Genomic DNA, 18,410 nt, shown 5'->3' with positions numbered 1-18,410 from the left:
ACTGCTTTGTCAACATTCTCTGCGGATTGATTGCCTACTGCCATCAACCGAAGAAGCCAGCGATTGCCATTGACCACAACTTGCTGCCTTCGGCTTAACCCGAACTGACGTTAATCCATACCCGAATCGTGACGCCCCGTTCCCCAAAATTATCGACTCCTAGGACTTGGGGTTTTTCCAGAATTTGCTCTTGCCATGTCACGTCACGGCTCATTTCTTGGGCAATGGTGTCAATCAGCTTCAGCGCCTGATCGACATCGGCATGGTAGGCGACAGGGATATTTAAGTCTGCCCGCGACCAGTTGCTGGAAAGATTAGCGACAATTTTGATTTCACTGTTGGGAATCGTAATCAATCGACCCTCAGCATCGCGTACCTGAGTAATCCGCAGATTGATGTTTTCTACCAAACCGCCTACGTCGCCTACAGCAATCACATCGCCAACCGCATACTGGTCTTCCACAATGATTAAAAACCCATTAATCGCGTCCTTAATCAGGTTTTGGGAGGCAAGAGACACCGCAACGCCAACCAAGCCAGCACCGGCAAGTAAGGGGGCAATCTCCACGCCTAATGTCGTCAGGGCGACCAAGCTACCCACTCCTAACAAGACTAGGGTGGTAATACTTTTGGTGACACCGGAAATTGTCGAAACTCGCAGTTGCAAACGGCGGGAGGCTTCGGGCGTGAGTAAATGGCTGTTGGCTAAAGCGCCAGCGAAGCGGTCGATCAAGACGTAGCTCAAACGTATGACAACATAAGTCCCTAGTCCCACGATCCCCAGTCGCAAAGGGATTTGGAGAACGTTGAGCATCAAAACCTGTAGGATGCGGGTGTAGGGAAATAAACCAAGCCCGATGAGGGTTCCCCCGCCCCAAATACTGGCTTGCGCCATTTGATACAAGCGGCGCTGAACTTCTTGTAAATTCCCTTGTTGTTGTTGAGCCAGCTGGGTTGTGACCGGATGACCTGTAGGTGTAGTGGTGGTGCCGGTTAACCGTTGTCGCGATCGCTTGGAAGTACTGTGAATCGCGCAGCTACTCACAATCATTGCTACCAAAAACCCGCCCGCGATCGCACCTCGACGAGTTAAAAACTGCGGTTGTCGCTCCCGTTTCGCCCGTTTCAGTCCTTCTTGCAAGGATTCTTTGAGCTTTTCTGCCCGTGTATCTAAGTCTCCCCCTTGTAAGTCGGCATCGGGTCGTGTCACTGTCAGCAGGGGTTGGTCATTGACATAGATGACTGGCAAATTATTTTGCTTTTTGCTCTCAATTTGGAGTTCTGAGGAATCCTCCTGCAAATATTGGCGACTAATTGTTTCCAATCTCTGCTGAATATCTTGGATACGTGCGGGTAATTCCGACTGGGGTGCGGCGACTTGAAACAGACAGCGACCATCCAAGCGGATGCAACCAGACATGATTCGGCTTTGTGCATCGCTACTGGGTAGGCTAAGTGCGGGCAGTTCCAAATTCTGCGGAAGTGGAATTTGAGCTTGGATTGGAGATGCTACCCAACCAGTCAACAGAATTGTTCCAGCGATCGCCCAAGAAGATTGAGAAGGCATTTCAAACCTCCGAAATGCATTGAACACAGGTATTTGGGTAAACTTAAGTACATTTGCTTACTTAAATAATCCCCACCCAGCCTAACAACCCCTTTGTCAGGTAACTTCACACCAAAGCGAGAAGTTAAGCAGCAACTTGGCAGAGTAAGGGTTCTAGCTCGATTTTGAATTTCTCCCAGCCTCAAACCTTTGTGTGGCTGGTGGGGTGGGGCTAAAAAATCAGGCTACCTTTTTAGCGGTCTAGTCGAGTAACCTAGTAAAAACCCGCAACTTAAATATTTGTTGAGCAAGCAATTTCATGACTGCAACTGTTACTCAGCCCAAGCACGAAGTCAAAGACCTCTCCCTCGCACCTCTAGGTAAGCAACGGATTGAATGGGCAGGTAGAGAGATGCCCGTGTTGAGACAAATACGCGATCGCTTTGCCCAAGAAAAACCCCTCGCTGGGATTCGGTTAGTCGCCTGCTGCCACGTCACAACTGAAACCGCGCACTTGGCGATCGCTCTCAAAGCCGCTGGTGCTGATGCCCTCCTCATTGCCAGCAACCCCCTCTCCACTCAAGATGACGTGGCTGCTAGCCTGGTTGCCGATCATGGCATCCCCGTATTTGCCATCAAAGGCGAAGACGCTGATACCTACAGTCGCCACGTGCGAATCGCCTTGGATCACAAACCCAACATCATCATTGACGATGGTAGTGATGTGGTCGCTACTCTGATTCAGGAACGTCAACACCAGATTGCAGATTTGATTGGCACCACCGAAGAAACCACAACGGGCATTGTCCGTCTTCGTGCCATGTTCAAAGATGGTGTTCTCACTTTCCCCGCCATCAATGTTAACGACGCTGACACCAAGCACTTCTTCGATAACCGCTACGGTACCGGGCAATCTACTCTGGATGGGATTATTCGCGCCACCAACGTTCTGCTCGCTGGCAAAACGATTGTTGTCGCCGGTTATGGCTGGTGCGGCAAAGGCACGGCACTCCGGGCGCGGGGAATGGGTGCCAATGTGATTGTCACCGAAATTGACCCCACCAAAGCGATTGAAGCGGTGATGGATGGCTTCCGAGTGCTGCCAATGGCAGAAGCCGCCCCCGTAGGCGATTTGTTTATTACTGTCACTGGCAACAAGCACGTCATTCGCGCCGAGCATTTCGATGTGATGAAAGACGGGGCAATGGTTTGCAACTCCGGTCACTTTGATATTGAAATTGACCTCAAGTCATTGGGTGCCAAAGCGACTGAAGTCAAAGAAGCGCGGAACTTCACCCAAGAATACCGCCTCCAGAATGGTAAATCGGTTATTGTGCTGGGCGAAGGGCGTTTAATTAACTTGGCGGCTGCGGAAGGACATCCCAGCGCAGTGATGGATATGAGCTTTGCCAACCAAGCTTTAGCTTGCGAACACCTCGTTAAGAACAAAGGCAACCTGGAACCTGGATTGCACTCCATTCCAGTCGAGGTTGACAAAGAAATTGCACGGCTGAAGTTGCAAGCAATGGGTGTTCAAATTGATAGCTTGACACCCGACCAAATTGAGTACATCAATTCTTGGACTTCTGGAACCTAAATCGGTAAGGGTGGGCAATGCCCACCCTTCGTCATCATGTAGTAACAACTCAGGATTGCCACTTATCCGGATTGTTTGTTTGTATTACCGAAAATTTTGCAAGAACAGCTCAGTTGTAGAAACTGACCCAGAAAACGTTAGGGTTACTCAACAGCTTTTCAACCTCACGAGATTTTTAATGCAGTCAAGCTGAGCTTGCTAAAAACTGAAACCTGTCTTTAGTAAAAAAGGGTAATTAAAAAATGATTGCTACTTCAAATTGCCAATAAAACTTTCACCGCAAAAATTGGATATTGCAAATTTACGATGAAGATTTAGATAAATCAATTTTCAGATTCTCGAAAACCTGATAAAGTTAAGCAAACTTAACTTGTTCACTAAACTTAAGAGTTTAATTGTGACGTTAAGACAATGCGATCTCGAGAAGTATTGGAATTTTCAATTAGAATAACTGCCCCCTAATACCCAACACTGACTTATGCAGGAATGGATAACGAACACCATGAATTCCCTCGGTCACTTGGGAATTGGTCTACTGATGTTTTTGGAAAATCTTTTTCCCCCCATCCCTTCAGAACTGATTATGCCCTTAGCAGGGTATGTCTCAACGCAACCAAATAGCAAGATCCACTTTTTTGGAGCGATCGCAGCAGGGGTAATCGGCACGATGCTGGGTGCATTGCCGTGGTACTACGTGGGTAAACTCGTAGGCGAAGAAAACTTAAAGCGATTAGCGAATAAGTATGGCAGGTGGATCGGGTTATCCAGCAAGGATATTGACAAGGCAGATAATTGGTTTGATAAGCACGGCGGTAAAGCAGTGTTTTTCTGCCGTTTGGTTCCTGGAGTTCGCACTTTAATTTCGCTTCCAGCAGGCATCAGCGGGATGCCTTTATTGCCTTTTTTAATCTACTCAACCCTTGGCACTACATTATGGGTGGGTTTGCTGACTTATGCCGGATACGCACTAGGCGAAAACTATGAGCTTGTAGATGAGCATCTTGGGCCTGTTTCTAAAATTGTGTTTGTGATTCTTATTGTCGCTTTTGTTGTCTGGTTAGTTAGGAAAAAGCAAAAAAACAAAGGCAACAAGCAAGCGTGAAGAGGAAAAGCTTGGTTATTTACAAAGAATCATTGATTCCCAGAATGGCTAAGTCATTTTATAGGTGTAGCCATCCTCAATGATTTGTGAATCTCTGTAGAGACGCGATATATCGCGTCTCTACGGGCAAATATCCGTTTATAACTTAAATAGGATTGCTATAAAAAAATATTTAAGAACTAGGGTACTTTCCGAAAAAATTTAATTGGTTCAAGCCAAATTTACTCAATAGCTACCCTTAACCCTACTTGCTCAGGGTTTTTTTCACGCGGAATTTTTTTATAAAAATGTTAAAGACTCCCTAATACCAATCACTTTTTCGATGCTACATCTCTGAATTTCCCAAACCAATCAACAAAGGGGTGCCAGACCGAACTTTTGCAGAAATAGAGCGAAAGGGTATAAGCAAGAAAGGAGTTATATTGGAGCGTTTTTCACAAAATTTTCGCAGTTTTGCTCCAAAATTACCGTATTAGCGCTGTGCAATCGCGAACGTTTTTAGCTTATAACTAGAGCTGGCGTTTTTAAAACTTTATATTAAAACTTTAGAAACAGGGAAGCGATCGCAATTGAGTGGAGCGATCGCTGACAACAATTATTGAAAAAACTTCCATCAGTCTCAAGCTGTGTTAAAACCGGAGAGATCGGTAAACAGAGCGCATACGCTACGCGACCCCTGCGGAGTTTTCCCTTGAGCGAAGCCTAGCGCGTTGCGGTAGAAAATACCCTACGCGAAAACAAGGAGAAAAGAGAATGATGTCGGGACAACATCAGCGAATTATTGGCTACTTTATTGAAGAGGCAATTGACCACCTCAATACACTTGAGCAAGGTCTCCTGGATCTACAAGGCACTATCGAAGACCCAGAAAAGATTAATCAGGTTTTTCGAGCTGCTCATTGTATCAAAGGTGGTGCAGCAATGCTGGGATTCCTCAGCATTCAGAAAACGGCTTACCGCCTAGAAAGATGTTTCCAGGTCTTCAATGCTTGTCCCGTTAGGATCGATCAAAAGCTAGAGTCACTCTTACAACGGGTTTTGGATACCCTAAAAGCTCTGATGCAGGAGCTTTCTTGGTCTTGTGGGTTGAATGATGAGCTGACTCACAAGATGATGTCGAAAGTTGAGCCAGTTTTTGAAGAACTTAATAATCACCTCAATCACTTGTTTATTGAAGGAACAAGAGAATATATCCAGACAATTGAGCAAGGTTTGCTGTCCGGAACAAGCACGATTAAAGACCCAGAAGAAATCAACCAGCTTTTTTGTGCTGCTCATTCGATTAAAAGCGGAGCAGCGATGTTGGGACTCACAAGTATTCAAGAAACTGCTCACCATTTAGAAAAGGGATTCCAGGTTATAAAAGAGTATCCAATTCAGGTTGATCAAAAGCTAGATTCATTCTTGTTGCGGCTTTTGAAGACGCTACAGGCACTTTGGCAGCAGTTACAAAGAGCGCTTGGTCTAACTGAAGAAATAACAGGCAAAATTATGTCGGAGGTTGAGCCAGTTTTTCAAGAACTCGACAATCACTTGAGATTGCTGGTTATTCAAGCAGGATTTGTTCGCACCAATCTGACTCTCGTAGCCACGGCGGGAACGCAACGGATTGATATATGTGGTTATTTTACGGTTGAAGCTAAATGTACTCTTAAAGTCATTCGTCAAGCTGTCAGTAAAGTCGGAGGCAGAATCACGGGTTGCCAATGCATACCGGGTGCTATCAACGACCACTTTTTCGGGGAACCAGAGGGAATCAACGACCAGCTCTCGATAGGCGTGTGGCTACCAACCTTTTCCTGTCAGCAAGAGCTTCGAGACACGATTCCGTCTGAGGGTGGAGTCATTGAAACCGTTCATATAGAAGCGCTCCAGACCTGTCGAAGATGCCGTTTTTACTACGGACAGTGCGAAATTGTCTGTGCGGTTCATCCTTCTGGCCCCAAAGAAGAACCTTGTCGGGATTGGGAACAAGGGGATGATTGGATAGGGGAATTATGGGCTTAGGTCGCTGTTATCTTAATACTTAGGCATCAAGAAGCAAATGAGCGATCGCTTTTCTCTGATTTCATCCCAGAATAGATAGCGATCGCATCATCATCAATTCTAAAACGCCTCTGGATCAATCCCCGGCAACCAGCTACTTAAATCAACACTCATTTTGCATTAACCCCTGCCACTTCCGAGAGCCGAAGACCCCCTATATTTTGGCAGTAAAAAGTTGCGTGATTTTCAGGACTACGACCAATTAGCTCGATAATTTGTCCTGCTGAGTTTTGCCAAAACCATTGGCATAGAGAATCACCCTTAAGAGGCTCTCTAGACAATGGATGAAACCCTTTTTTCTCCCAAACTAAACCAGCACTCTGCACATCGTCTACCCGAATCGCAATATGGTGGACGCCAGTGTTTCCCCGCTCATGTAGGAATCGGTCAAGTTGATCGTCTGGTGCGTGGGGCGCAGCTAGAACCACCAACCCCCCCGACGGCATCAATATTGTCAACAAGTGCAACCATAAATCATTGGTAATTACATAAGTTTCAGGACAAAACTCGATAGGAAAGAGTCCTGGTCCTTCAACAATCTGACCGCCCAATTGACACAAAGCTTCAGCGTAATTTTTGAGACGTGTAAAATCAGGAAAAGTCAGGACAAAGTGATCCACTTGCACTCGTTCACCATACACATTGGTGACAAATGACCAGCGTTTGAAAAACTCAGGAGTGGTCAATTCTGCCTTGAACTCCAATAAGCCATCTTTTTGGGAAAAAGGTGAGTCTAGGTCGGAATTCAAAGTTTTATCGTTTCCTTTAGGTAGCTCTAATTTCGTCATTTATCTACCCTCATTTTTCTTTAAATCCAATCGGTAGATGCTGGTTGTAAATCCAGCCTTTGTTAGAAGCTTCCTCACTCCACACTTTTAAAAACACTTACTCCAGCAGATCTGGTTGTTGACGCACAATCATGTCGTAGAGTGGTTGAAAACTAAACCATCCCATGTGGTGCGACCCCACTTGGCGATACGTCAAACGAGCCATATCTGAGTCAATCAGGACAGGCTTCCCAGCCGCCTCTGCCATTAGCTGTGCCTGACAGGAGCGATCCATTGTGATAAACCACCAGGCAGCTTCATCGACTGAGTGTCCCACTGTAAGCAGCCCGTGGTTGCGGAGGATGAGAGCTTTTTTGTTGCCTAAAGCTTCCGCAATCCGCTTGCCCTCCTCTAGTTTGAGAACGACACCCGTGTAGTCATCAAACAGCCCGTGGTCTTCGTAGAAGCTACAGGCATCTTGCGTGAGAGGGTCGAGGAGGCGACCCAGGCTTGACCAGCTTTTACCGTAGGTTGAATGGGAGTGTGCGGCTGCTACAACGTCGGGACGGGCGGCGTGGATGCGGGAGTGGATGGCAAAGGCTGCTTGATTGACAGGCTTATTTCCCTCAACGACCTCACCTTGCTCGTTGACTAGAAGCAGATCGCTGACTCGGATGAGACTGAAGTGCATCCCGAAGGGATTGACCCAAAAGCGATCGCGGTGTTCGGGATCGCGGGCGGTGATGTGTCCGGCGATGCCTTCACTAAAGCCGAAGCGAGCAAACAGGCGAAATGCAGCGGCTAGGCGTTGTTTGCGGTGGAGGCGTTCATCTTCGACAGAAGCAAAGGTCGGCGGCTGGGGAATATTGATAGGAATGTCTAATGTCTGCATAGATTTAGCCTGTATAAATCGGTTGTTGCAAAGATGTTTAATTCGTGAGTGTATTGTATTCTGCCAGGAATTCACTAGAAGAGCGTTAGCGATCGCTACCGATGAGCGGCGATTGAGCGCAGGAGTTTTTCAGGCGGATACAAGGCTTTCTCTAAAGCTGTTGCCCGAATTTTGAGTTCTAGAATTTATTTTTCCTTGGTGAGGAAGCCATTGCAATCTGAGCAATCGCTATAAAGTATTTATTTCTTTAGCTTTATTTCTAGCTAAACTGAAACTAATTGGAGAGAGGTTCTTGAATGCAGGAAGAATTTTGTTGGTAATTCTTCTTTTATTTTAAACGTCTTTCTTTTAAAGTGCCATCATGGAATAATTCATAAATTTATATTTCGTCATAAGAAATAGAGCAAAAAAATTAATCTTTCTTAATTATTTATAAAGTAGCGATCGCTCATCTAACTCCTTTAATTGTTCGGCTCAAGAGAGCGATCGCGCTTCAGCCAACTAACTTTATTATTCATAGGATGGGTGGAGCAGAAGCAAAACCCATCAAACCTTTGCCAAGATTGGATTCACTGATACTGCCAGCATTTGTGCTACGAAATGGTTACGCAAATGTGACAATGACTTCAGCCATTGGTATATTGATATTTCGTTCCCCACCAAAAGGTGTAACACGATAGAAGATGTATTTGTAATACTTTCACGAATAGCATCCAGAACTCAACGCAGCTTCCAAAATTACACAGTTGATTCAAGCATCCTAACTTAGTTCTGGAAGTAGCCTCAGCAGCAAGTTACAAGCAGGAGAGGAGACGCTTGTGATTCTTTCCCGAAAAAGCTTTAATTATTCTCTGCTCATATAAAATAGTGAGGTTGTCGAAGAAACGAACGGCTACTTAGAGCAGCATCCCCCTATTTATAGGAATGGCTGTCGCCAGAGAAGCAAGACGCTAGCTCAAAATGCCAGCTTAGCAATATCACTCTGTTTGCTCAATGTTATGTACAACCAGAACCCAGCTTTTATCCCTTATGTTGCCAAGCAAAACAATTTTCTAGAATTCCAAGCAATACTCTTATGCCAAGAACCTCATAACAGAACTTCGCTGAATTAAACTAAACTTCAAGTTATTTTCACCGCCAAGTATATTGTCATGAAAACCGAAACCAAATCTGCACAAACTCCCAAACTGATTACACTCAACTGCTCTGGTGGCATTTCATTGGGTGCTTATATGGCAGGAGTTTTTTATGAATTGACGAAAGAATCCGTCAAGGCTGAACCGAAAGTGATTATTGATATTATTACTGGATCTTCAGCAGGGGCAATGTCTGGTGTCATCGCCGCCTACTGCTTACTTCAAGGAAAGGTAGATCCACCTTTTAAATTCGATCAACGACTCAAATTTTCAGAAGAAGAGCATAAAAGCCCTTTGTATCAAGCCTGGGTTCAACAAGCCGATATTCAAAAAATCGATAGCTTTTCGGTAATGCTGTCTAGTTTTAAAGATGGATTTCAAGGGACGATAGAAAGTTTTGCCGATAGCTTTGAAGCAACCCTAGAGAAATATAAAAAGAGTTCTAATCCGCTTAGAAAAGGATTTTATAAGCTTTTTCATCGTTCTAAATCTTATAAATCTACTCCCGAAGCAAAACGCGAAAAAACCAATCTCAGCGTTCTTTCTGGTGAAGCAATTGAAAAAATTGCCGAACTTGTTATCAAGCCTCCCCAGATTACAGAAAATACGAAACCTCTGGCGCTTTTAATGACGCTTACCAACTTGCAAGGAATTCTTGAACAAATCAATCTCACCGACGCACAAGGACATTTGGAACAAGAAATTGAAACGATTACCAGTTCAGAGACTCGTCAATTTCTTTTTCATTCAGGAATTCCTCAAGAAACAATGAATAAGATGTGGGCCAAGGCAGTAATGGGGGGGCGCGCTTCCGGCGCTTTTCCGGTTGCTTTTCCACCCATTTGGGATCATTCTGATATTAGTAGTATCAATCTTAAAGACCTCAGTGATGACTACTTTAAAACACCCAAAAGACAAGAACTGAAGGAAGAAGGGCTAGGCGCTGTACGTGAAAGCAAGGCAGATGATACACATTTAGTATTTCTGTATACGGATGGAGGCATCCTAGATGGTCTACCTATTTTAAAAGGAATTGAACTAGAAAATGATTTGCGCTCCAATCAAATACACAAAAAAGAGCGTTCAAGTCAGTTTCAGGAGGAATTTACGGCACAACAGCCATCAATTAATACAGAACGATTGCACGTGTATATCCGTCCAGTTCCCGTAGAAAATTTGAATAGTGCAAAACGCCTAACCCAAGGGGAATTTTCGACACTAGAAGTTGGATTGAGTGGCTTAACGCTGCCAAAATCAGAACATGACTCGCTCCGCTTAAGAGAAATTCAAAACCGAAATCAATTAGCCTTAGCAAAGGAAAAATTAATAGAAGCAATTGAAGATAAAAATTTTGGAGATAGCAGCCAGATTGAGAAAATTATCGAAGAAGCAATCCCTTATCGGCACATAAAGCTGCGTCCAATTACTCCAGCAATTATCGGCGAAATTGCTAATTCTAGAAGTAATGGAATAAGCAGGCTGCAACCCATCTACGATAATCTACCCAAAAATATTAAAGCTTCTCTGCAAGAAGGAAGCGCCGCAGAACTACTCGCATCAGATTTCCTGGGTGCATTTGGTGGTTTTTTTGACAAACGTTATCGAGATCATGATTTTCTATTGGGGCGAATTTGTGGAATTACTTGGTTACACCAATACTGCAATGTAGAAATTACAGAAGCAGAAGTAGATACGATAGTAAGACAAATCAAGAAATATCTGCTAGCACAAGATCCGCAACCTGCGGATCTGAAACTTAGTCAAAAAATTAGGATTGCTAGAATAGTTTTACGCGCTTTGAGAATTGTATTAACTGAATCAAAAATTATTGGATTGATTTGGTTATTCGTTTTTGGAATCCTGAAAGTATTAGCGATTTCAGGGTTAGCAATTCTTGAAATTTTGGCAACTGTATTGATTGTGGTTTCTGACTTAATGGAGAAAGCACAAAACAGGATGTTTGGCAACGAAAAAGTATAAAAAAATGTGTCTGAATGCTGACATTGTTGGTGCTGACATCGAGCGATCGCTACTTCGTCTAGCCCGGTCGATACACACAAGCTGAAATGGAACCCTCCCCGCTAGCAGACAGAAAGCGGGATTGCCCTTGTTTCCCTTGCGAACGGGGGAAGCGATCGCTTCCTATCCCTAAAATACACCCAAGAATAATCGCTCAGAAACAACCGAAAACTGGTAGCGTCAGACAAAGGAGAAGATTATTACAGGACGTTAAGGTTTGAAAACGCGCTCTAGTTACTGGCATCTACTGCCATACATCCGCCCTCAGTGGAAAACCATCGCGCAAGCTTTCGCTTGCACGTTAGGGGTTACAGTATTCTGGCCCGTCCAGGCGGCACTTGCAGGCAAAATCGCCAATTTCATTGGACAAGGCGATATGGCAGCACTTGCCCAGTTAGCAGGAGTGTTGGCAGTCGTTTTTCTCGTGCAGAAAATCCTGATGTATGGACAGGATTCGCTGATGGCGAAAGCCGCCCTTTTCGTTGCCTTTAACTTACGCAAGCAAGTTTATACTCACCTACATCGTCTCAACTTTGGCTACTTTGAAACTGCACAAACCGGCGATTTAACTTACCGTCTCACCGAGGATATTGACCGAGTTGGGGAAGTCGTCAATAAAGTTTTCCATGACTTTATTCCCTGCGTGTTGCAGCTAATCGTCGTGCTGGGCTACATGATTTATCTCAACTGGCAGCTGACACTGGCAACGTTTATCGTCGCACCGTTGATGGGGGTTTTAATTGGCTGGTTTGGCGAACAGATGCTGAAGTTTTCTCGCCGCAGCCAAAATCGCGTCTCTAATTTATCGGCGTTGCTAACGGAAGTATTTAGCGGAATTCGCCTAGTACAAGCTTTCGCCGCCCAAGATTATGAAATTGCCCGTTTTGCCCAGGAAGCTGAAGAAAACCGGAAAGCGAAGTATGCAACTGAACGGCTAAAGGCGATTCAGAATCCTGTGGTTGGATTTTTGTACGCGATGAGCGTTTTACTGCTGTTTTTCCTCGGTGGCTGGCAAATTTCGATTAATAATCTGACTGGGGCAGAATTTGTTAGCTATATCGCAGCAGTGGCGTTACTGATTGACCCGATTGCCCATCTCACTAGCAATTACAACGAATTTAAACAGGGTCAGGCATCGGTCGATCGGATTTTTGAACTGATGGCGATTCAGCCAACCGTGGTGGAAAAGCCGGGTGCCGTTGAGCTTCCGGCGGTCACGGGTAAGGTGGAATACTGTAACGTTACCTTTGCCTATCCGGCACTAAATTCCCCAAATCCTACCTTCTCAGAGGATGACTTAGATAGGGTGCAACCTCTTTCTAAGTTGGGGCAAGGAGGAACTCCGGTGCTGCAAAATTTGAATTTGCTGGCACACTCCGGAGAAATGATTGCCTTAGTGGGTGCGTCGGGTGCGGGTAAAACGACTTTGGTGAATCTTCTTCCCCGCTTTTATGACACCCAAGCGGGTGAAATTTTGATTGACGGGACTAATATTCAGGATGTGACGCTGCGGAGTCTGCGGCGGCAAATTGGGATTGTGCCGCAGGAAACGATTCTATTTTCTGGGACGATTGCTCAAAATATTGCTTTTGGACAAGCGCAGTTTGACCTCAAGGACGTGCAGGTGGCGGCAGAGATTGCCAACGCCCACCAGTTCATTACCCAATTTACCCAGGGTTATCATACCTGGGTGGGGGAGAGAGGGGTAAATTTATCGGGGGGGCAGAAGCAGAGAATTGCGATCGCGCGTGCTGTTTTGCTGAATCCTCGAATCCTCATCCTGGATGAAGCAACCTCTGCCCTGGATTCGGAATCAGAAGCCTTGGTGCAGGAAGCCCTAGAACGGATCATGCAAGACCGGACTGTTTTCATCATCGCCCACCGCCTTGCCACAGTGCGCCGCGCTGATCGAATTCTGGTTGTGGAACAGGGGCAGATTATGGAATCGGGAACCCATGAAGAATTGCTGCACAAGGGCGATCGCTATGCCCGATTTTACGCACAACAGTTCAGTCAGGTCTAGGCTGATGATGAATGAGCGATTATCCATGCCCACTCCCATCTACAATTCCTCTAAATAACGCAGTAAGTCTGCCATTTCTTGGGTACTGGGCTGAAACTGGGGCATGGGTGGTGTATCCCCACTGATGACTTGGTGAATGATTCTTACGCGAGACTTGCGCTTAGAGATGGCTTCCAGACTTGGCCCCACTCGACCGTGTGCTTCCAATCCATGACATCCCGCACAGTTCATTTGAAAAATCGCGTGTCCCTTCACGGGGTCGCCCGTTAGGGTCAAAACTGTCTTCACATAGGGATCGGAGACGCGAAACAGGTTAACCCCAACAAGTGCTAAGAGGATGACCAGGAAAGCAGCCAATGCCATCAAGCTGAGGCGCTGCATCAGGATTTCAGGTTTAGGTAGCTGGTTATCCAAAGGTTTTTGAAAGTGAGATGTAAGGGCAGTTTTTGATCGGGGCGCAAGCGATCGCTATGCAATGAACGAGTATAGCGATATGTGTGGTTGTGTATCGATAAAGATTTCGATTCATATACATAGCTTAAATTTTCTAGAGAGTCGAGGCAAGCGTAGTTTTCTCCAGCCTGCTACTGGAATCGGAGATGCCTTGAAATTGTGTCGCTACAGCCTCACCCGTTCTTCCGCTCTAGCTTGTAGGATGAGAAACAGGCAAGAAACGTTAACAAAGGAGTACTGACGTGGTAGAACCCCTGCTTTCTGGTATCGTGCTTGGTTTGATTTTAGTCACCCTCGCGGGACTATTCTTCGCTGCCTATATGCAGAAAAAGCGCGACAACAAACTAGGAGTATAAAAGTGCTGTAGGGGCGCGGTTCTCCCGCCCTCCTGAGTCAGCTGAGTGAGGTGGGCACAGCCCACCTTTTTAAATGGTTGTAAACTTTCAGATGCTGGCTGGGCAATAGAAGCTAAGGGCAGTGTTGCCGTAAACCTTTTGGCGACAGATTTCCAGTGCGGGAACGGGTTCAACCGTCCAGTTGTTAGGACTATGTTCCACTGCGAATTCACCGCCTTCAGCCAGCAGTTGATATTGTGCGATCGCTTCCAGCACCGGCTGATATAATTCACTCGCATAGGGCGGGTCAAAGTATATCCGGTCGAACTGCTGACCGCCAAGGGTTTTCAATCGTTGAACGACATCCCCCCGCAACACTTGAAATTTTTGGTCTTCTTGAGCGACTTGCTGCCAGTTTTCCTGGATAATGGCGCAGGCGCGACTCCACTGTTCAATTCCGACGACGTAACTGGCACCCCGACACAATGCCTCTGCGCCCATTGAACCACTACCGGCACACAAATCAAGCCAGCGACAACCGCTGATACTGCCCTGCCAAATGTTAAATACTGCTTCCCGCACTCGCCCTAGTGTGGGTCGGGTTTCTTGACCTGGCAAGGTTTTGAGTAAGCGATTGCCGTAGATTCTGAGGCTCATAATTAGGTTAGACGTGCCGCTACGCTAAGGCAACTTTACTATGCGGCAACTTCGGTTCGTACCTGGGCAACAAAGTTGGATAATATTTGCAGTCCGCTGCTAGAAGATTTTTCCGGGTGGAACTGCACAGCCATCAAGTTATCACGCGCGATCGCAGCCGTCACCGTTTGGCTTCCGTGGGTAATGGTGGCGGCGCGGATTTGAGGATCGACGGGATCGACGTAGTAAGAATGGACAAAATAAACCCAAGGCTGAGACGGTAACTGCCGCCAGATTTGGGCATCCGGTTGGGCGATTTCTAGTTGATTCCAACCCATGTGGGGAATCGTCAAGTTAGGTTCAGGTCGGAATCGTCGCACCACACCGGGGATAATGCCTAAACCGGGTTCTTTGCCTTCTTCGCTGGAATCGAATAGAATTTGCAATCCCAGACAGATCCCTAAGAAAGGTTTGCCGGATGCGATCGCTTCTTTGATGGGTTCTACTAGGTGGCGCGATCGCAAGTGTTGCACTGCCGGATCGAAAGATCCCACACCAGGCAGGACTACAGCATCCGCCCGTGCAATGTCTGCCGGTGAATCCGTAATTTTAGGGGTTGCACCCGCTTTTTCCAATCCCTTACAGGCAGAGTGCAGATTTCCCATGTCGTAGTCGATGACTGCAATGACTGACATTAATATGCGCCTTTGCTGACTTTTGTTGTTTGTGTTGGGTGTCTAGTTCCCTTCTTTTAACTTTACATTCTTTTGTTAAAAATTTCAAAAATATCTCTTTTCACCGTTCGGCAATTCATACTGAATGAATATTTCTTTACCTTCAGGCAGTTGTAATTCCGATATTTTGAAAGTTTTTGAGTTTTTGTCATCTTCCTCAAAGTATCCCCGATTAATTTGAATGGGATTATATACTTCTACATCCGTTGTCCCAAATCTATCTTCGGAAGAATCTAAAACTATCTTTATTTTATCATTTTCAACGATTATGTATTCTGTGACAGGATCTCCCTCTTGGGTGATACAGATTTTTTTTGCCCCAAGATTACCTTTTTTTAACTTGAATACCCAGCTCAGCAAAGACTTGGTTGAATTGTTTTCATCAAAATTAGTTAATTCTTCTCTAGATGGGCACTCGATTGCTTTCAGCAATTTGTCTTTCTTTAGCCGCTCAAGTAAAGCCTTTTCTTCTTTTGTAATCTTTTCTTGATTCAGATTGACAGTCTGCGTCTGGGCAGCCTTTTCTAAATTACAGCCTGATGCCAGAAGCACCACTCCTAAAACAAGAATTAATCGTCGCACTTTCTACCTCAACCTCATTTCAACATTTGTTACATTTGCGTCTATTAGAGGAAAGACGCATCTCTCTAAACATTTGTTGCTGTCAGGCAGGTAAGTGGTTAGATTAAGCTAATCTACGCATCCCACAAAGCTACTTATGAATCGAAAAATTCTGCTAACGTCTTTTACTACCTGGCTTCCCCATCAAACATCTAATGCTTCCGACGATCTATTACTGGAAGTTGGCAACCTAGACTATTTATCGCTATCATTGAGTTTTTTAAGACAGCTACCCGTTGATGTTGCTCAAGCAAGCGATCGCGTCTTTGCCAAAATTAACGAATTACAGCCAGATGCCATTATCTGCTGCGGTATGGCAGAGTCTCGCACTCAATTGAGCGTAGAATCCTGTGCGGCTTGTGGAACCACACTGCTAAAAACATCGGTAAATCTAGAAAAACTATTAACAGGCTCAGTCGCAACTGAAATCAGCGATGATGCCGGTAAATTTGTCTGCGAAGGGCTGTATTACTCAGTATTAGACTACTTACAAGAACGCCAAATTAACAGCCGCTGTATCTTCGTTCACGTCCCAATCCTAACTCCGGAAAACTCTTCGGGAATCATGGCAGATTTTTTATGTATTCTTCAGAACCTGGCACTTTCTTAAAGTCCTTGGTGTCTTAGCACCCATCCGGAAAATATTTGGTTGACATCCTCAGCGAAAGTACTCAGCCGAAGTACAAGGAAGACCAAGTAAAGTTGTGGCTTCACGGACGAAGTCCATCTACACTGACTAACAGTAAATTTAGCTTGCGAAGGCAGGCTTTGTTTGTGTAGCCCCATTTAGTCTGAGGGCACACTTTTCAAGAAGTCTAGTCAGATGATTTTTCCGGATAAGGTCGTTATCGTTTTTAAATATTAATCTTCCCATGCTGCCATTCTTGCCCCTTCTACCGCTTGCTCAAACACCACCGCCGCCACCCAAACCAGCTCCTCAAGAGATTGTGCGACCCCAGCCAGTTTTGCCTTTACCCGGACAACTGGATAAAGTGCCGATGTTTAACAGTAACAGTCCAGAATGGGTGAAAAGTGAAGGAATTTTACTTTCTACTTTTCCCCCAAATGGGAAAAAGGTGCCAGCGGCTCATCTTAATTTTCCTTTCCAGGGAAGATTTGATTTATTTGCCCACCACTTTAGCCACACTCCCAAGGATTTACAGACGCTTTATCTGGGAGTAATTTTGCATAATCCGGGGAAAAAACCCGTCAAAGTGGAAGTATTGCAAGCGGCAAGTCAGCTAATGCAGAATGCGCCCTATATCAAACTGCCGACTTATGTGGAAAATCCCAACGGAGACGTATACTCAGGTCATGGCGATCGCGCAGTCAACGATGTCATGCGAGGCAAGCGACAAGCTGATTTTCCTGCCCAGCTAGTGATACCACCGGGGCAAAGCCGTTTGTTGATGAATCATCCGATTCCGGTGCGGAATCTAGAAAAGCCCATCAATGGTCGGTCTACGCTAATGAGGTTGCAGAGTAATGGCAAGGTTTATGCAGCCAGTTTAGCGATGTATGCCAAAAAAAATCCAGATGGCAGCGAACGGAAACCAACCCAAGCAGAATGGCAAACTTTACTCGATACAGGCACTTTAGCCGGACCCAGAGATAAAGCCCCCTCCCCTCCAGGGCAAACCAGCGGGCAATTTATCTATAGTCGCGTAGCAGGAGTCTCTGAAGGTTCTGCCTGGAAAGCGCAACTGGTGGATAAACCCAATGCCCAAAATCTCACCATCCCCCAACCCGGTAACGCCATCTCCTATCCCATCAGTTCCCTCAAGTTAGGCACCCTCGGTACAAGTCAAGTGCAAACTGCAAAGATGCTGGTGCGCTATCCGGATACCGCTTACGAAGCACATGGGAACTACGGAGTTGAATACAACCTCAGCGTGCCCTTAATCAACTCCACGAAACAACCTCAAACTGTCACCCTGACGCTAGAAACGCCTTTGAAGGAAGACAAGCTAGCAAAAGGAGGATTGCGTTTCCAGCAACCCCCGCATTTTCCAATTTTCCGAGGTACGGTACGGTTGCGCTACAACGATGACCAAGGAAAACCCCTGACGCGCTACGTGCATTTGTGGCACCAAACAGGTCAGGTAATAGACCCACTGCTAACGCTAAAAATGCCACCGGCAAGTCGCCGCCAGGTGCAAGTCGATTTGATATACCCACCAGATGCGACGCCGCCGCAAGTCCTGACTGTGCGAACTTTAGAAAATACCTCAGCGAATGTAAGTGACAAGTCATTAGTGGAATTGATGCGTGTCCTGTATGGAATTCGGTTTGTACTTTAGTTAAAAAATTTCCTGATGTATTTGCTGCGGGGTTTGCCTCGCTTCCCCATTTCCAAGCGTAGGGACACGGCAATGCCGTGCCCTTACTTTAACCTGAGTTCGGGATAAGGAAGGGGCAAAACAGGTAGGGTGAAAGTGCTAACTTCTCATCCATCTGAATTACCCCATGCTTAGTCTAGAAGAACTATTTTGCTGTGTCGACG

Annotated in this window: 15 protein-coding genes; 8 read left to right on the top strand and 7 right to left on the bottom strand. The window is 45.7% G+C overall.

The annotated features are described in order from the left end of the window. Nucleotides 1-94 precede the first annotated feature (94 nt). Nucleotides 95-1,567, bottom strand: a complete 1,473-nt coding sequence (locus tag NDA03_RS27195) for a mechanosensitive ion channel family protein (RefSeq protein ID WP_348239763.1) — start codon at nucleotides 1,565-1,567, stop codon at nucleotides 95-97. A 298-nt stretch (nucleotides 1,568-1,865) separates the two neighbouring features. Here NDA03_RS27195 and ahcY point away from each other — a divergent pair, with 298 nt between their 5' ends. From ahcY to NDA03_RS27180, 3 genes are all read left to right on the top strand, one after another. Further along, on the top strand, nucleotides 1,866-3,143 hold the full coding sequence (gene ahcY, locus NDA03_RS27190) for an adenosylhomocysteinase (protein WP_190411155.1): 1,278 nt from the start codon (nucleotides 1,866-1,868) through the stop codon (nucleotides 3,141-3,143). A gap of 478 nt (nucleotides 3,144-3,621) precedes the next feature. Beyond that, nucleotides 3,622-4,245: a DedA family protein gene (locus tag NDA03_RS27185; protein WP_190430793.1), complete on the top strand. Its 624-nt coding sequence runs from the start codon at nucleotides 3,622-3,624 to the stop codon at nucleotides 4,243-4,245. A 753-nt stretch (nucleotides 4,246-4,998) separates the two neighbouring features. Further along, nucleotides 4,999-6,252 (top strand): Hpt domain-containing protein, encoded by a 1,254-nt coding sequence (locus NDA03_RS27180; protein ID WP_190435487.1) that lies wholly within the window; start codon nucleotides 4,999-5,001, stop codon nucleotides 6,250-6,252. A 149-nt stretch (nucleotides 6,253-6,401) separates the two neighbouring features. On the opposite strand, the gene NDA03_RS27175 is transcribed toward NDA03_RS27180, so the two are convergent. Together NDA03_RS27175 and NDA03_RS27170 are read right to left on the bottom strand one after the other, a co-directional pair. After that, on the bottom strand, nucleotides 6,402-7,079 hold the full coding sequence (locus NDA03_RS27175; protein WP_190430882.1) for a VOC family protein: 678 nt from the start codon (nucleotides 7,077-7,079) through the stop codon (nucleotides 6,402-6,404). 97 nt (nucleotides 7,080-7,176) lie between these two features. Further along, complete coding sequence (locus NDA03_RS27170; RefSeq protein ID WP_348239762.1) at nucleotides 7,177-7,950, bottom strand: class II aldolase/adducin family protein; 774 nt, start codon at nucleotides 7,948-7,950, stop codon at nucleotides 7,177-7,179. A 1,151-nt stretch (nucleotides 7,951-9,101) separates the two neighbouring features. On the opposite strand from NDA03_RS27170, the gene NDA03_RS27165 reads away from it, so the two are divergent. Together NDA03_RS27165 and NDA03_RS27160 are read left to right on the top strand one after the other, a co-directional pair. Then, nucleotides 9,102-11,066 carry a patatin-like phospholipase family protein gene (locus NDA03_RS27165; RefSeq protein WP_348239761.1) on the top strand — a complete coding sequence of 655 codons (1,965 nt, stop codon included), beginning with the start codon at nucleotides 9,102-9,104 and terminating at the stop codon, nucleotides 11,064-11,066. A gap of 256 nt (nucleotides 11,067-11,322) precedes the next feature. Then, complete coding sequence (locus NDA03_RS27160; protein WP_348239760.1) at nucleotides 11,323-13,128, top strand: ABC transporter ATP-binding protein; 1,806 nt, start codon at nucleotides 11,323-11,325, stop codon at nucleotides 13,126-13,128. A 39-nt stretch (nucleotides 13,129-13,167) separates the two neighbouring features. On the opposite strand, the gene NDA03_RS27155 is transcribed toward NDA03_RS27160, so the two are convergent. Beyond that, nucleotides 13,168-13,542, bottom strand: a complete 375-nt coding sequence (locus NDA03_RS27155; protein ID WP_190524588.1) for a cytochrome c — start codon at nucleotides 13,540-13,542, stop codon at nucleotides 13,168-13,170. Nucleotides 13,543-13,823: 281 nt separating this feature from the next. On the opposite strand from NDA03_RS27155, the gene petG reads away from it, so the two are divergent. After that, entirely contained in the window at nucleotides 13,824-13,937 is a 114-nt protein-coding gene (gene petG / locus NDA03_RS27150; protein ID WP_190411146.1) for a cytochrome b6-f complex subunit V, read from the top strand. Nucleotides 13,938-14,024: 87 nt separating this feature from the next. Here petG and rsmD read toward each other — a convergent pair whose 3' ends face one another. From rsmD to NDA03_RS27135, 3 genes are all read right to left on the bottom strand, one after another. Beyond that, a complete protein-coding gene (gene rsmD / locus NDA03_RS27145; protein WP_348239759.1) occupies nucleotides 14,025-14,573 on the bottom strand; it encodes a 16S rRNA (guanine(966)-N(2))-methyltransferase RsmD in 549 nt (182 codons plus the stop codon). A 38-nt stretch (nucleotides 14,574-14,611) separates the two neighbouring features. Next, on the bottom strand, nucleotides 14,612-15,247 hold the full coding sequence (gene hisH, locus NDA03_RS27140; protein WP_348239758.1) for an imidazole glycerol phosphate synthase subunit HisH: 636 nt from the start codon (nucleotides 15,245-15,247) through the stop codon (nucleotides 14,612-14,614). Between the two features lie 84 nt (nucleotides 15,248-15,331). Further along, a complete protein-coding gene (locus NDA03_RS27135; RefSeq protein WP_348239757.1) occupies nucleotides 15,332-15,868 on the bottom strand; it encodes a hypothetical protein in 537 nt (178 codons plus the stop codon). A 136-nt stretch (nucleotides 15,869-16,004) separates the two neighbouring features. On the opposite strand from NDA03_RS27135, the gene NDA03_RS27130 reads away from it, so the two are divergent. Then, nucleotides 16,005-16,517 carry a peptidase C15 gene (locus NDA03_RS27130; RefSeq protein WP_348239756.1) on the top strand — a complete coding sequence of 171 codons (513 nt, stop codon included), beginning with the start codon at nucleotides 16,005-16,007 and terminating at the stop codon, nucleotides 16,515-16,517. 262 nt (nucleotides 16,518-16,779) lie between these two features. Next, nucleotides 16,780-18,207, top strand: coding sequence for a DUF3370 domain-containing protein (locus tag NDA03_RS27125; RefSeq protein ID WP_348239755.1), 1,428 nt, complete (start codon nucleotides 16,780-16,782; stop codon nucleotides 18,205-18,207). The last annotated feature ends 203 nt before the right edge of the window (nucleotides 18,208-18,410 follow it).

The sequence above is a fragment of the Trichocoleus sp. Lan genome (assembly GCF_039961855.1).
Lineage (GTDB): Bacteria > Cyanobacteriota > Cyanobacteriia > Cyanobacteriales > FACHB-T130 > FACHB-T130.
This window is presented reverse-complemented; position numbering and strand designations above follow the sequence as displayed.